At 32.9% G+C, this 13,683-nt stretch carries 17 protein-coding genes; 15 read left to right on the forward strand and 2 right to left on the reverse strand.

The genetic code is table 11. The features are described 5' to 3' along the window. Window positions 1-18: 18 nt before the first annotated feature. From Q2T46_RS00275 to trpS, 12 genes are all read left to right on the forward strand, one after another. Entirely contained in the window at window positions 19-405 is a 387-nt protein-coding gene (locus Q2T46_RS00275) for an ATP-binding cassette domain-containing protein (protein ID WP_311062285.1), read from the forward strand. A 27-nt stretch (window positions 406-432) separates the two neighbouring features. After that, complete coding sequence (locus Q2T46_RS00280) at window positions 433-1,179, forward strand: endonuclease/exonuclease/phosphatase family protein (protein ID WP_303264757.1); 747 nt, start codon at window positions 433-435, stop codon at window positions 1,177-1,179. Window positions 1,180-1,379: 200 nt separating this feature from the next. Further along, entirely contained in the window at window positions 1,380-1,733 is a 354-nt protein-coding gene (gene ylxM / locus Q2T46_RS00285) for a YlxM family DNA-binding protein (protein ID WP_303264756.1), read from the forward strand. Between the two features lie 27 nt (window positions 1,734-1,760). Then, on the forward strand, window positions 1,761-3,101 hold the full coding sequence (ffh, locus tag Q2T46_RS00290; protein WP_209454617.1) for a signal recognition particle protein: 1,341 nt from the start codon (window positions 1,761-1,763) through the stop codon (window positions 3,099-3,101). A 30-nt stretch (window positions 3,102-3,131) separates the two neighbouring features. After that, window positions 3,132-3,392 (forward strand): 30S ribosomal protein S16, encoded by a 261-nt coding sequence (rpsP, locus tag Q2T46_RS00295; RefSeq protein ID WP_303264755.1) that lies wholly within the window; start codon window positions 3,132-3,134, stop codon window positions 3,390-3,392. Between the two features lie 26 nt (window positions 3,393-3,418). After that, window positions 3,419-3,646, forward strand: coding sequence for a KH domain-containing protein (locus Q2T46_RS00300; protein WP_013297952.1), 228 nt, complete (start codon window positions 3,419-3,421; stop codon window positions 3,644-3,646). A gap of 9 nt (window positions 3,647-3,655) precedes the next feature. Further along, window positions 3,656-4,156 (forward strand): ribosome maturation factor RimM, encoded by a 501-nt coding sequence (gene rimM, locus Q2T46_RS00305; protein ID WP_303264754.1) that lies wholly within the window; start codon window positions 3,656-3,658, stop codon window positions 4,154-4,156. Next, the gene (trmD, locus tag Q2T46_RS00310) at window positions 4,156-4,884 is read left to right on the forward strand and encodes a tRNA (guanosine(37)-N1)-methyltransferase TrmD (RefSeq protein WP_303264753.1); all 729 of its coding nucleotides are present in this window, start codon (window positions 4,156-4,158) and stop codon (window positions 4,882-4,884) included. Before rimM ends, trmD begins: the two co-directional genes overlap by 1 nt. A gap of 14 nt (window positions 4,885-4,898) precedes the next feature. After that, complete coding sequence (gene rplS, locus Q2T46_RS00315; protein WP_209454613.1) at window positions 4,899-5,237, forward strand: 50S ribosomal protein L19; 339 nt, start codon at window positions 4,899-4,901, stop codon at window positions 5,235-5,237. 42 nt (window positions 5,238-5,279) lie between these two features. Next, complete coding sequence (ylqF, locus tag Q2T46_RS00320) at window positions 5,280-6,116, forward strand: ribosome biogenesis GTPase YlqF (RefSeq protein ID WP_303264752.1); 837 nt, start codon at window positions 5,280-5,282, stop codon at window positions 6,114-6,116. A gap of 10 nt (window positions 6,117-6,126) precedes the next feature. Continuing rightward, window positions 6,127-7,659, forward strand: coding sequence for a YifB family Mg chelatase-like AAA ATPase (locus Q2T46_RS00325; protein ID WP_303264751.1), 1,533 nt, complete (start codon window positions 6,127-6,129; stop codon window positions 7,657-7,659). 18 nt (window positions 7,660-7,677) lie between these two features. Further along, entirely contained in the window at window positions 7,678-8,661 is a 984-nt protein-coding gene (gene trpS / locus Q2T46_RS00330) for a tryptophan--tRNA ligase (protein WP_303264750.1), read from the forward strand. Here trpS and Q2T46_RS00335 read toward each other — a convergent pair. Both Q2T46_RS00335 and Q2T46_RS00340 read right to left on the reverse strand, forming a co-directional pair. Further along, window positions 8,651-9,019 carry a YraN family protein gene (locus tag Q2T46_RS00335; RefSeq protein WP_303264749.1) on the reverse strand — a complete coding sequence of 123 codons (369 nt, stop codon included), beginning with the start codon at window positions 9,017-9,019 and terminating at the stop codon, window positions 8,651-8,653. The two genes, trpS and Q2T46_RS00335, sit on opposite strands and share 11 nt — an antisense overlap. After that, window positions 9,016-9,753, reverse strand: coding sequence for a ribonuclease HII (locus Q2T46_RS00340; RefSeq protein WP_303265732.1), 738 nt, complete (start codon window positions 9,751-9,753; stop codon window positions 9,016-9,018). The genes Q2T46_RS00335 and Q2T46_RS00340 overlap by 4 nt, the downstream gene beginning before the upstream one ends. A gap of 112 nt (window positions 9,754-9,865) precedes the next feature. On the opposite strand from Q2T46_RS00340, the gene dprA reads away from it, so the two are divergent. From dprA to hslV, 3 genes are all read left to right on the forward strand, one after another. Then, window positions 9,866-10,954, forward strand: a complete 1,089-nt coding sequence (dprA, locus tag Q2T46_RS00345) for a DNA-processing protein DprA (protein ID WP_303264748.1) — start codon at window positions 9,866-9,868, stop codon at window positions 10,952-10,954. 45 nt (window positions 10,955-10,999) lie between these two features. Continuing rightward, window positions 11,000-13,060 carry a type I DNA topoisomerase gene (gene topA / locus Q2T46_RS00350; RefSeq protein WP_303264747.1) on the forward strand — a complete coding sequence of 687 codons (2,061 nt, stop codon included), beginning with the start codon at window positions 11,000-11,002 and terminating at the stop codon, window positions 13,058-13,060. 84 nt (window positions 13,061-13,144) lie between these two features. Continuing rightward, a complete protein-coding gene (hslV, locus tag Q2T46_RS00355) occupies window positions 13,145-13,675 on the forward strand; it encodes an ATP-dependent protease subunit HslV (RefSeq protein ID WP_015311653.1) in 531 nt (176 codons plus the stop codon). Window positions 13,676-13,683: the final 8 nt, after the last annotated feature.

Below are 13,683 nucleotides of genomic sequence, written 5' to 3' on the forward strand. Positions count from 1 at the left end.
TAATATATGTATTCTAAAATGAAAAAGAGAGTTTCGATTAATTTGAAAATAAAATTATTGAAGCATATACCAAAATTATCAGGCGGACAAAAACAAAGGATAGCCATCGCCAGAGCAATCTTAAGTGATTCAAAAATCATTATTTTCGATGAAGCAACATCTGCTTTGGATAGTTTATCGCAAAAGCATATATCGGAAAATATAGACAAATATTTGAAAGATAAAACTGTTGTTAAAATAGCTCATAGGTTATCGACAATAAAAGATGCAGACACAATATATGTAATTGATAAGGGGAAAGTTGTAGAAGAGGGAAACTTCGAAGAACTGGTGGAAAAAGGAGGGTATTTTTACAGCTTTATAAAAGAGCAGAATATGGAAGCAGATATCGATTCTATTGCATAAAATTAAAAAAGTATAGGGGGAATAATTATGACAATAAATATTCTTACGTGGAATATTAAAGCTGGACAAAACAAGGATGGCGGTTATCCAGATCCGAAAACGGAAAATCTGGATAAAATCGCGGATGAAATTAAAACTTCGGGAGCTTCAATTGTCTGTCTTCAAGAAGTTGATGCATATACTATACGATCTGGTACAAATATTCATCAGGCAGAGTATATTTCTAATAAACTTACCGCGATTACTGGGACGACTTGGAATTATAAATATATTACATCTATTAATATGAATCCAGGTTATTATGGTAATGCAATTATAAGTAGTTGCTCTTTGACAACGGCTTTAAGAGTTTACTTGTCTAAGGTAAATAGTTCAGAAAATCGCAGCTTTCTTCTTGTACGTGTTGATTTTGGCAGTTCTTACTTTTATGTAGGAACTGCCCATCTAGGCTTAAACGGTGATCAAGTGATTCAAGCACAAAAGATTAAAGATGAATTAAATAATAATGGATTTTCAAATGAAAGATTGATTATTGGTTGTGATTTGAACGATGGAGAAAACTCAGATACCTATAATATAATGCTCAATAATGTTTTTTCTATGGTTGATAGCGGACCTGCAGGTATATGCACACTGGAATGCTATAATAATTCTAATAATCCAAAGATTGATTTTTTATTTAACTGTGGAACTTCGATTGATGCAACAAAAAGCAAAGTATTGCAAGTGGATATTTCAGATCACCGCCCAGTGATGGCTTATATATCTGATTAAAAAAATCAAGAAAGATATTTTTAAATCTTTTTTTATGAAAAATATTTGGAAATTAATAAGGACAAAAATAATATACTCCAATTTTGAGTATATTATTTTTTGTATCAGGTTAACCACAATGTAGAATAAAAAACTTGACAAATTCATTTTTCTTGTATAAAATTTATCTGTAAAGGCTAGTACCTTAACAGGTGGTATTTATGAATACGGATTTTGTTGAAATGAATGTTTTGTTTGACTTTTACGGTTCGCTACTTACAGGTAAACAGATGGATATATTTAAAATGTATTATATGGATGACTATTCATTAGGGGAGATATCGCAGGAGCTTAATATTTCAAGGCAAGGTGTTTACGATTCTCTCAAAAGGGCTGAAAGTGTATTAAAATACTACGAAGAAAAGCTGGGTCTTGTCAAGAAATATAATTCCAGTATTGCGAAAATTAATAATATAAAACGCATTATAGATGATGCAAAAATAAATATTTCTGATAAGAATGCTCTAAGGGTTCTGGATGAGATACAAAAAGAACTTGATGAGATTGAATTATAAATATAAGATATTTTAGGAGGTTTTTTAATGGCTTTTGAGAGTCTTACTGGAAAGCTTCAGGATATATTTAAAAAGCTTAGAGGTAAGGGGAAGTTAAGTGAAAAAGATGTAAAAGAAGCGATGAAAGAAGTCAAAATAGCACTTCTAGAAGCTGATGTCAATTTTAAAGTTGTTAAAGAATTTATAAATACTGTTACTGAAAAGTCTTTAGGACAAGAGGTAATGGAAAGCCTTACACCTGCGCAGCATGTCATAAAGATTGTCAATGATGAATTGACAGCTTTGATGGGCTCTAAAGAAAGCAAGATTAATTTCAGCGATAAGCCTCCGACAATTATTATGATGGTTGGGTTGCAAGGTTCCGGTAAGACGACGACAAGTGGCAAACTTGCTAATTATTTAAAATCGAAAGGTAAAAATCCCATTCTTGTTGCATGTGATGTATATAGACCGGCAGCCATTAAACAGCTTCAAGTTGTCGGATCATCTATCAATGTACCGGTGTTTTCTATGGGTGACAAAACGACACCTGTTGATATTGCAAAAGGTGCTGTTGATTTTGCTAAAAACAACAATTATAATGTTGTAATAATTGATACGGCTGGAAGGCTTCATATCGATGAAGAGCTTATGGATGAGCTTAAAAATATAAAAGATGCTGTAAATCCAAATGAGATACTTCTGGTTGTGGATGCGATGACTGGCCAAGATGTCGTCAATGTGGCAGAGTCATTCAACGAAAAGCTTGATATAGATGGCGTTATATTGACAAAACTGGACGGCGATACGAGAGGTGGTGCAGCATTATCAGTAAAGGCTGTTACACATAAGCCTATTAAATTTATAGCATCAGGAGAGAAGTTAACTGATATAGAAGTATTTCATCCCGACAGAATGGCATCAAGGATTTTGGGCATGGGCGATGTCCTAAGTTTAATTGAAAAAGCTCAGTCCCAAATAGATGAAAAAAAAGCATTAGAGCTTCAAAAAAAGATTTTAGATCAGCAGTTTTCTTTCGATGATTTCCTTGAGCAGTTACAAGGGCTGAAAAATATGGGCCCGATAGATCAACTGTTTTCTATGATACCTGGTGTAAATATGTCAAAATTAAAGGGTGTAAATGTAAGTGATAAAGATATAAAAAGAATTGAAGCAATAATTCAATCAATGACTAAGGAAGAAAGGCAAAATCCTTCTATCATCAATGGCAGCAGAAAAAAAAGAATAGCTGCTGGTAGTGGCACATCAATTCAACAAGTAAATAGTCTGATAAAGCAGTTTGAACAGACTAAAAAAATGATGAAGCAGTTTACTGACTTAGGTAAAAGCACGAAAATTGGCAAAAGAAGAATGCCATTTTTTAGATAAATATTATTCACATAAGAAGGAGGTGATAAAGTGGCAGTTAGGATTAGGTTAAAAAGAATGGGAGCTAAAAAATCTCCATTTTATAGGTTTGTTGTGGCTGATTCAAGGTCTCCACGTGATGGTAGATTTATAGAGGAAATTGGCTATTATAATCCAGTATCAAATCCAAAAGAAATAAAAATTGATTCGGAAAAAGCTATAAAATGGTTAAAAGTTGGAGCACAGCCATCTGACACGGTTAGGGCTCTATTCAAAAAAGAAGGTATATTTGATAAAATCAATAATAATTAAAATCTCTGTTTAGGAAGGGATAATCTATGGGCGAATTGGTAAAGTTCATTGCAAAATCTCTTGTTGACAATCCTGATGCAGTGCAGATTAATGAAATCGAAGGAGAGCAGTCGATTATCATAGAGCTAAAAGTTGCACCAGAAGACATGGGAAAAGTTATTGGAAAACAAGGGAGAATTGCAAAAGCCATTAGAACAGTTGTTAAAGCGGCTGCGACAAAGGAAAAGAAGCGGGTTGTTGTAGAAATAATTTAGGTGATTTTCATGGATGATTATTTATCCGTAGGTAAGATAACATCTGCATACGGTGTAAATGGAGAAGTAAAAGTTTTTCCTCTTACAGATCATTTAGATAGATTTTATGATTTGGACTATGTATATATATTTGAGGAAACAGGTAAAGCTTCTTTAAACATCGAATCAGTCAGGTTTATAAAAAATCTTGTGATTGTGAAATTTAAAGAAATAAATGATAGAAATGAAGCAGAAAAATTAAGAGGCAAGTTGATAAAGATAACAAGAGACAATGCTGTAAAGCTGGATGATGATGAATATTTTATCAAAGACTTGCTAAACATGAAAGTATATACAGACGATCAAAAAGAGCTAGGCATATTAAAGGATGTATTAAAAACCGGTGCAAATGATGTATATGTTGTGAAAACAGATGATAGAGATATTTTGATACCTGCCATAAAAGGTGTAATAAAAAAGGTTGATATTAAAGAACGTAAAATGACAGTCCACCTTTTGGAGGGACTATAATGATATTCAATGTTTTGACGATTTTCCCTGATATGTTTGAAGGAATACTTAGGAATAGCATTTTAAAAAGGGCTATTGAAAGAGATTTGATTAAAGTAAATTTGGTTAATATCAGGGACTATTCAAAAGATAGACATAAAAAAACGGATGATTATCCATATGGTGGCGGGTATGGCATGGTTATGATGGTTCAACCAATATACGATGCAATTAATGCTGTCAAATCATCAAAAAATATACCGGTTTATTATATGGGACCTAAGGGGAAAAAATTTGATCAGAAAAAAGCTGTAGAAATTTCAAGATATGATGAAATAATACTATTGTGTGGACATTACGAAGGAATTGACGAGAGGGCGTACTCAGTGATTGATGAAGAGATATCAATGGGAGATTTCATCATGACTGGTGGCGAAATAGCTGCAATGGCAGTTATTGATTCTGTATCAAGGTTGATACACGGTGTTTTGCCACAAGATGAAAGTTTTATGGATGAGTCTTTCTATAACGGTTTACTAGAATATCCTCAATATACGCGACCAGAAAATTTTAACGGTATGGAAGTGCCTAAAGTGTTACTGTCTGGTAATCATGCGGAGATAGCTAAATGGAGAAGACAGAAGTCTTTAGAACTTACGTTAAATTTACGCCCTGATCTCTTGGATAAGAAATATTTAACCAAACAAGATATAGATTATCTTATGCAAATAGGGTATTCAGATATTTGAAAGGAGGGGAAAAAATGAATTTGATTGATATTGTTGAAAAAGAACAATTGAGAGAAGTACCTCAGTTTAATGTAGGAGATACTGTAAGAGTACATTATAAAGTTATTGAAGGTGACAAGGAAAGGATACAGGTCTTTGAAGGAGTTGTGATTAAAAGAAGCGGTGGCTCACTGAGAGAGAATTTTACTGTAAGACGTATTTCTTATGGTGTTGGTGTAGAAAGAACATTTCCACTTCACTCACCTAGAATTGAAAAGATAGAAGTAGTAAGAAAAGGTAAAGTAAGAAGAGCTAAACTTTATTATGTAAGAGACAGAGTTGGTAAGGCTGCTAAAATTAAAGAGAAAAAGTAGAGGGGACTTGATTAGTCCCTTTTTCAATATATGGAGGAACTTATGTATCAATGGTATCCAGGCCATATGGCAAAAACGAAGCGTTTAATTGAAGAAAATTTAAAAATTGCTGATATTGTGTATGAATTAGTTGATGCAAGAATTCCTAAAAGTAGCAGAAACCCACTTATAGATGAATTGGTTAAAAATAAAAAACGAATTATTCTGCTTAATAAATCCGACTTATCTGATTCTGCTGTTAATAAAATGTGGAATGAATATTTTAAAAAGCTAGGTATTGCAAGCCTTAATATAAATTCATTGAATAGCAGCAGTATTAAAGAAATATATGAATTGACTTTAAAAGAATGTAGCAATATAATAGATAGAAAAAGACAAAAAGGGATAAAGGCCAAATTAAGGGCAATGATAGTGGGTATACCTAATGTGGGCAAATCAACACTTATAAATTCACTATCAAAAACAAAAAGTGCAAAGACAGGAAATAAACCAGGAGTAACAAAAACAAAACAGTGGATACGGACTCCTTATTTTGATTTGTTGGACACGCCTGGAATACTGTGGCCAAAATTTGAAGATGAGCATGTTGGAATCATGCTGGCATTGACAGCTGCAATTAAAGATGAACTGTTGAACCATGAAGAATTGGCATTTAGTTTACTAAAAATTTTAAAACAAGAGTATCCAGAGCTCTTGATGCAAAGATATAAGATTCAAAATATTGACATTGATTTGTATGACTTATTAAGAGAAATAGGCAAAATGAGAGGCTGTTTGTCATCTGGTGGGCATATTGATACCGAGCGTACATCAAAAATTATTGTAGAAGATTTTCGCACAGGCAAACTTGGTAAGATATCTCTGGAAAGGCCTGATTAGGGGGATTTTGATGCTATCTATAACAAAAAGCATGGCAATCATGGGCATCGATGGATATATAGTAGATGTGGAAGTTGATATATCCAATGGACTTCCGTCATTTGATATTGTTGGACTGGGAGATACAGAAATAAAAGAGTCAAGAGATAGGGTAAGAGCTGCCATAAAAAATAGCGGTTATGAATTTCCAGTAGAAAAAATCACTGTTAATTTAGCGCCTGCAAACACAAAAAAAGAAGGTACATCATTTGATTTGCCCATTGCTATAGGTATACTTATCTGTACAGGGCAAGTGAAACCTGTTGGTAGTGATACGGTTTTGCTGGGAGAGCTATCACTTGATGGCTCTTTAAGACCTATAAAAGGTGCTTTACCTATGGCAATGGATGCAAGGTTATATGGAGTAAAAAGGATAATCTTACCTTGTAACAATGCAAAAGAAGCTGCTGTAACAAAAGAAATTCAGGTGATACCCGTAAAATCATTAAATGATGTAGTTGAATACATTAATGGTACAAAATCAATTGATCAAGTTAGAATAGATGTTGAAGAATACTTTAAAAGAGAAAAGTATGATATAGATTTTTCTGACGTAAAGGGGCAGGAAAATGTAAAAAGAGCTTTCGAAATAGCTGCTGCTGGTGGGCATAATATTATGTTGGTAGGACCTCCAGGCTCAGGAAAGACTATGCTGGCAAGAAGATTTCCAACAATACTACCTGAAATGACTTTAGAAGAGGCTTTAGAGGTGACAAAGATACATAGTATAGCAGGGACACTGCCTGAAAATGCATCATTAATAACAAATAGGGTTTTTCGTGCACCTCACCATACGATTTCAACTGTTTCGTTAATTGGTGGTGGTAGGATTCCAAAACCTGGTGAAGTTTCATTGGCACATTATGGCGTTTTATTTCTTGATGAATTTCCTGAGTTTAGAAGGGATGCTATAGAAGCACTTAGACAGCCGCTAGAAGATGAGTTTGTAACAATATCAAGAGTAAATGCAACTTTTACATACCCTGCTAAGGTAATTCTAATTATCGCATTAAATCCATGTCCCTGTGGCTATCTAGGTGATTCAACGCACGAGTGTAGGTGCACGCCAAATGAAATAAGGCGCTATCAAAATAAGATTTCAGGTCCACTTCTTGATAGGATTGATTTGCATGTGGAAGTGAACCGCGTCGACAAACAGAAGTATTTTGAAGATGATAAAAGCATTGAAACATCAGAAGTAATAAGAGATAGAGTAAAAAAAGCAAGGGAGATACAATTGCAAAGATATCGTGGAAGTGGTATATTTTTCAATTCTCAGTTAAAGAATAATATGATAAAAAAGTATATAAAACTTGATGAAAAAACGACGGAAATGATTAAAGATTACTTTGACAAGCTCGGTCTAAGTGCCAGAGCATATAATAAAATAATAAAAGTTGCCAGAACAATTGCGGATCTGGATGGAAGTACTGATGTTAAATATGAACATGTGGCAGAAGCATTTCAATACAGGAATTTAAGCAATAAATATATAAGCAATTAAAACGAAGAGGTGTGATATATGAAGAGAGTTTTTTCAGGTGTACAACCAACAGGTGATATCCATATAGGCAATTACCTCGGTGCAATGAGGCAATTTGTAAGGCTTCAAAATGATTATAGCTGTTTATTTTGCATTGTTGATCTACATGCATTAACCGTTCCGCAGGATCCAGAAACTTTAAGAAAAAAATCTATAGAATTGGCGGGTCTTTATCTTGCTATAGGTCTTGATCCTAAAAAAGTAATCATATTTGTACAATCACATGTTCCAGAACATCCAGAGCTTGCATGGCTGCTTCAATGCATGACGTATTTCGGCGAATTAGGCAGAATGACGCAATTTAAAGATAAAAGTAAAGGAAAAGAAGCCGTCTCAGTTGGCTTATTCACATATCCAGATTTGATGGCTGCTGATATATTGTTATATGATACAAATTTTGTGCCTGTCGGCAATGACCAAAAACAGCATTTGGAGCTAACTAGAGATATAGCTATAAGGTTTAATAACAGATTTGGTGAAACTTTTGTGGTGCCAGAGCCGATGATTTTGAAGACAGGTTCGAGAATAATGAGCTTGACTGAACCTGATAAGAAGATGAGCAAAAGCAGTGAAAATCAATACAGCAAAATAAACCTATTAGATGAACCTTCTCAAATCAAGAAAAAGATCATGAGGGCAGTAACTGATTCAGAAAATGTAATAAGATATGACCCGGAAAATAAGCCTGGCTTAAGCAACTTATTAACGTTGTACAGCTCATTTACAGATATAAGCGTTGAAGATGCGGAAGCGAGATTTAAAGGACAAGGATACGGCACATTAAAAAAAGAACTGGCAGACGTAATAGTAGAGAGGCTTTCTAAAATTCAGAATAATTACAAGAATTTAGATTTAAATTATATTAACGAAGTTTTAAAAGAAGGAGCTGAAAAGGCCAGCGGTATAGCAAAGGTTACTATAGAAAAAGTCAAGGATAAAATGGGACTATTGCCTATAAAGTAAAAGCATTCTTGATATGATTTAAATTATTTAGTTTGAATGTTTTTGGATCGATTAATATTTCAATGACATCAAATCTAGATAAATAATTTGAGTATTTTTTATTATACGATAAAAAAGTTTCTGCTACTTTTATTATTTTATTTTTTTTGTAGTAATTTACTGCTTCTTTCGGATAGCCAAATTTTGTAGAAGTTCTAGTCTTAACTTCTACAAAGATTAGGCTATTTTTATTAAGAGCTATTATATCAATCTCTCCAATAGGACATCTAAAATTTTTACTAACAACGGCATATCCAGATTTCAACAGATATTTTTCTGCAATGCTCTCTCCTAGATTACCTAATATTTTGTTATTCATATATTCGATTCTCCTATTATCTTTTTTAAAAATGTTTTTCTATGTATTGGGCACGGGCCGTATTTTTTTATCGCTTCAATATGTTCCTTTGTTCCATATCCTTTATTTTTTCCAAAACCATATTGTGGATATAATTCATCATATTTTTTCATCAAGTTGTCTCTTTCTACTTTTGCTATAATAGAAGCTGCAGCGATAGAAATACTTTTCATATCACCTTTTATAATAGGCTTTTGCATTATTTCTATATTTGGTATTTTTACAGCATCAATTAATAAACAGTCAATTTCTACATCAATTTTTGAGATAGCGATTCTCATGGCTTCATAAGTCGAATTCAATATATTGACGCTGTCTATGTATTCATTATTGATTATTCCTATTCCATAAGCGATGGCATTTCTTTTAATAACTTCTGACAATAATTCTCTTTTTTCTTCTCTCAATTTTTTTGAATCATTAATATCCGGTATAAATACGTCTTTAGGAAGTACAACACATCCAGCAACGACAGGTCCAGCTAATGGTCCTCTGCCGACCTCGTCTACACCACCTATTACTTTATAACTTGATTTGTAAAGTTCTCTTTCATATTGTGTCAAATTCTCTATTCTTAACATTTCTTTATTAAACCATTTTAAAGCATTATCATTTAATTTTAAACCATCAATGTTCAAACCGTGATTGTATATATGTTCTTTTAAATCTTTTATGTTTAATGACTGTTGAGACATTTTATCACCCAACTTATTCTTATTCGACAAAAATATATAAAATACCTTCTTTTATTTTTTGCTTTTTATTATTATAATGATAATGTTTAAATATTTAATTTGGGGTGTAATAATGGATAAAAACAAAATCTACTCTATATGGCTTAGTTCAGTCAACAGTGTAGGTACAAAGACTTATAAGAAGCTGATAGATTACTTTGAAAGCGCAGAAAATGTCTATAAATCTGATAATGAAGAGCTGAAAAATGTCGTTAATAATATCAGGGTGTATAAAAACATATTAGATGCAAAGAAAATAAACCCTTATGCATACGCTGAAAGATTAAATAAAGAAAAAGTAAAAGCTTTATTGATAGATGACAATGAATATCCTAAATTATTAAGAGAGATATATGATGCTCCGCAAGTTTTATATGTAAAAGGTGATATTAGAGAATCTGATGATATATCAATGGCAATAGTTGGCTCTAGAAATGCCACATCATATGGAAGATCAGTATCAGAAAAACTTTCTTATGAATTATCGAAACATGGATTTACAATAGTAAGTGGAATGGCTAGAGGAATTGACAGTCTAGCGCATAAAGGAGCAATCAAAGCAGGTGGTAGAACTATAGCTGTACTAGGATGTGGAGTAAATATAGTATATCCAGAAGAAAATAAGAGATTGATGGAATATATAATTTCAAATGGAGCAGTTGTGTCGGAATATCCACTCGATTATCTTCCTATTGCCGGGAATTTTCCTGCGAGAAACAGGATAATAAGCGGATTGTCTTTAGGAGTTGTAGTAGTTGAAGCAGGGGTCAAAAGCGGATCGCTGATTACTGCAAAGTTTGCTTTAGAACAAGGAAGAGACGTATTTGCGGTACCCGGTTTTATTACCAGTGCTTATAGCAAAGGAACAAATGAATTAATCAAACAGGGTGCAAAATTGGTGACGAGTAGCAGTGACATACTTGAGGAATATAATTTTAGAGAAGATATAAAAGTGAGAATAAATGATCAATTGATTAATACACTAAGCAGTGAAGAGAAAAAATTATACATGGCGATAGTAGATTGCCCAAGGGATATAGAAGAATTAGTTGAAATAATGAAATTTCCTGTATCTAAAGTAAATTATCTTTTATCATCATTGCTGTTTAAAGGGCTTATAGTTAGATTACCTGGCAACAAATATGAAAAAAGTTTTGATTAATCTTTCAAGTTTGATATAATAAATTAATGTTTTGGAGGTATCGAAATGGAAAAATCATTAGTAATAGTTGAATCACCCTCAAAAGCTAAAACAATACATAAATATTTAGGGAAAAATTATAAAGTTGAAGCCTCTATGGGACATATAAGGGACTTGCCGAAAAGTCAGCTTGGCATAGATATTGAGAAAAATTTCGAGCCAAAATATATAACAATTCGCGGAAAAGGGCCAATAATAGAAAAATTGAAGAAAGAAGCAAAAAATGTTTCAAAAGTTTATCTTGCTACAGACCCTGATAGGGAAGGAGAAGCTATATCATGGCATCTTGCTAATCTTTTAAATATAGATGTCAATGATAAATGCAGAATAGAGTTTCATGAAATAACAAAAAATGCGATACAAAATGCTATTAAAAATCCTCGAAAGATAAACATGAATTTAGTTGATGCACAGCAAGCCAGAAGAATACTTGACAGGCTTGTAGGCTACAATATTAGCCCATTGCTGTGGAAAAAAATAAAAAGAGGTCTAAGCGCTGGAAGAGTTCAATCAGTTGCCACAAGATTAATTTGTGATAGGGAAAAAGAAATAGAAGAATTTAAGCCTGAAGAGTATTGGAGCTTATCTGCTTTTTTGTATAAGGAAAAGAAAACGCAGTATTTTGAAGCAAAGTTTTATGGAACAAAAGATGGAAAAATAGATTTAAAAAATGAAAATGATGTAAACAACATTATAAAAGATTTGGCAGATGATTACATCGTAGATAATGTCAAAACAGGCACTAAAAAGAGAAATCCTTCTCCTCCATTTATAACAAGTACGATGCAACAAGAAGCTTCTAAAAAGCTTGGATTTACTGCAAAAAAGACAATGATGATTGCGCAACAATTATATGAAGGAGTGGAAATAAAAGGGGAAGGAAGTCTAGGCTTAATAACTTATATGAGAACAGATTCTACAAGAATATCTGAAGAGGCTAAAAAAGCTGCATATGAATATATACTGCAAAAATATGGGAAAGAATATGCAAATCCTAATGCAACATATACAAAGAAAGGAGGAAATATTCAGGATGCACATGAAGCTATACGGCCTACATACATAAACTTAGATCCGGAACAGATTAAGGATTCATTAAAACCAGATCAGTATAAGCTCTACAAATTAATATGGAGCCGGTTTTTAGCAAGCCAGATGTCACAAGCTCTATATGATACGATAGCTATGGATATTATTAATAAAAATTATATCTTTAAAGCAAGCGGCTCTAAACTTAAATTTTCGGGATTTATGACGGTATATACGGAGGAAGTGGATACTGAAAATGTTGAAGAAAAGACATTGCCATTACTTGAAAAAGGAGATCATTTAAAATTAAAGGAGTTAAAGCCTGAACAGCATTTTACACAACCTCCTGCTAGATATACTGAAGCTACTTTGATAAAAGAACTAGAAGAGAAAGGAATAGGAAGGCCCAGCACGTATGCTCCTATAATATCTACACTGCTTGAAAGAGGATATGTAATAAAAGAAAAGAAAAATTTAAAGCCAACTGAATTGGGTTTTATCGTAACAGATGTGATGAAAGAATTTTTTCCAGATGTTGTGGATGTGAAATTTACTGCTGAAATGGAAGAACAACTTGATAAGATAGAAGAAGGCATAGAAAAATGGTGTGATGTAATTGATGGATTTTATAATAATTTTAATGATTCCTTAAAGGTTGCAGAAGAACAGATGAAAGATATTGAAATAAAAGATGAAGTTACAGATATAAAATGTGAATTTTGTGGTAGAAATATGGTTATAAAATATGGGCGATATGGTAAATTTTTGGCTTGCCCAGGATTTCCTGAATGCAAAAACACTAAGCCACTATATGAAGAAACAGGAATAATATGTCCCAAATGCGGAGGGAAAATAGTTGTTAAGAAAAGTAAAAGAGGAAAGACATACTATGCTTGTGAAAATTCGTCTCAGTGCGGTACTATGTTTTGGGATAAGCCAATAAATGAAATATGCCCTAAGTGTGGAAGCTTGCTTGTAGAGAAATATATAAAAGGAATCAAGACAATTAAATGCAGCAATTGCGATTACGTGAAGTAATTTAAATATATAAAAAATTTTGAAATATTATTGAAACATTATAAATTTTGTGTTAATATTATATTGTTTTTGGGGGGTGAAAATTTGTTTAAAGGTACTACAATTGTAGCTGTTAGAAGAGATAATAAAGTTTCTATAGCTGGTGATGGACAGGTTACATTTGGTGAGAATACAATTTTAAAACATGGAGCAAAAAAGATAAGAAGATTGTACAATGATGAAGTTTTAATAGGTTTTGCAGGTTCTGTTGCTGATGCATTTACGTTGTCTGAAATGTTTGAAGAAAAATTGGAGCAGTATGGTGGTAATTTAAAAAGAGCTGCTGTGGAACTTGCACAGGAATGGAGAAAAGATAAGGTTTTAAAAAAACTAGAAGCACTTTTAATTGCTGCGGATAAAAATGTAACATTAGTTATATCAGGCAATGGAGAAGTGATTGAGCCAGATAACGATGTGATAGCAATAGGTTCAGGTGGCAATTTCGCAATGTCTGCAGCACTCGCTTTAAGGTATAATACTGATTTATCCGTGGAAGAGATTGCTAGAAAGTCCCTTGAGATAGCATCGCAAATCTGTGTGTATACAAACGATCATATAACAGTAGAAAGTTTATAAGGAGGGAC

This window comes from Thermoanaerobacterium sp. CMT5567-10 (assembly GCF_030534315.2).
In the GTDB taxonomy this organism is placed as follows: domain Bacteria; phylum Bacillota; class Thermoanaerobacteria; order Thermoanaerobacterales; family Thermoanaerobacteraceae; genus Thermoanaerobacterium.

Bases quoted from the DNA above. Each gene is read 5' to 3' on its own strand.
- topA (WP_303264747.1), top strand. From the start codon at position 11,000: ATGGAAAAATCATTAGTAATAGTTGAATCACCCTCAAAAGCTAAAACA.
- ylqF (WP_303264752.1), top strand. From the start codon at position 5,280: ATGTATCAATGGTATCCAGGCCATATGGCAAAAACGAAGCGTTTAATT.
- trpS (WP_303264750.1), top strand. From the start codon at position 7,678: ATGAAGAGAGTTTTTTCAGGTGTACAACCAACAGGTGATATCCATATA.
- ffh (WP_209454617.1), top strand. From the start codon at position 1,761: ATGGCTTTTGAGAGTCTTACTGGAAAGCTTCAGGATATATTTAAAAAG.
- Q2T46_RS00300 (WP_013297952.1), top strand. From the start codon at position 3,419: ATGGGCGAATTGGTAAAGTTCATTGCAAAATCTCTTGTTGACAATCCT.
- Q2T46_RS00275 (WP_311062285.1), top strand. From the start codon at position 19: ATGAAAAAGAGAGTTTCGATTAATTTGAAAATAAAATTATTGAAGCAT.
- Q2T46_RS00280 (WP_303264757.1), top strand. From the start codon at position 433: ATGACAATAAATATTCTTACGTGGAATATTAAAGCTGGACAAAACAAG.
- rimM (WP_303264754.1), top strand. From the start codon at position 3,656: ATGGATGATTATTTATCCGTAGGTAAGATAACATCTGCATACGGTGTA.
- trmD (WP_303264753.1), top strand. From the start codon at position 4,156: ATGATATTCAATGTTTTGACGATTTTCCCTGATATGTTTGAAGGAATA.
- ylxM (WP_303264756.1), top strand. From the start codon at position 1,380: ATGAATACGGATTTTGTTGAAATGAATGTTTTGTTTGACTTTTACGGT.
- Q2T46_RS00340 (WP_303265732.1), bottom strand. From the start codon at position 9,753: ATGTCTCAACAGTCATTAAACATAAAAGATTTAAAAGAACATATATAC.
- Q2T46_RS00325 (WP_303264751.1), top strand. From the start codon at position 6,127: ATGCTATCTATAACAAAAAGCATGGCAATCATGGGCATCGATGGATAT.
- Q2T46_RS00335 (WP_303264749.1), bottom strand. From the start codon at position 9,019: ATGAATAACAAAATATTAGGTAATCTAGGAGAGAGCATTGCAGAAAAA.
- dprA (WP_303264748.1), top strand. From the start codon at position 9,866: ATGGATAAAAACAAAATCTACTCTATATGGCTTAGTTCAGTCAACAGT.
- rplS (WP_209454613.1), top strand. From the start codon at position 4,899: ATGAATTTGATTGATATTGTTGAAAAAGAACAATTGAGAGAAGTACCT.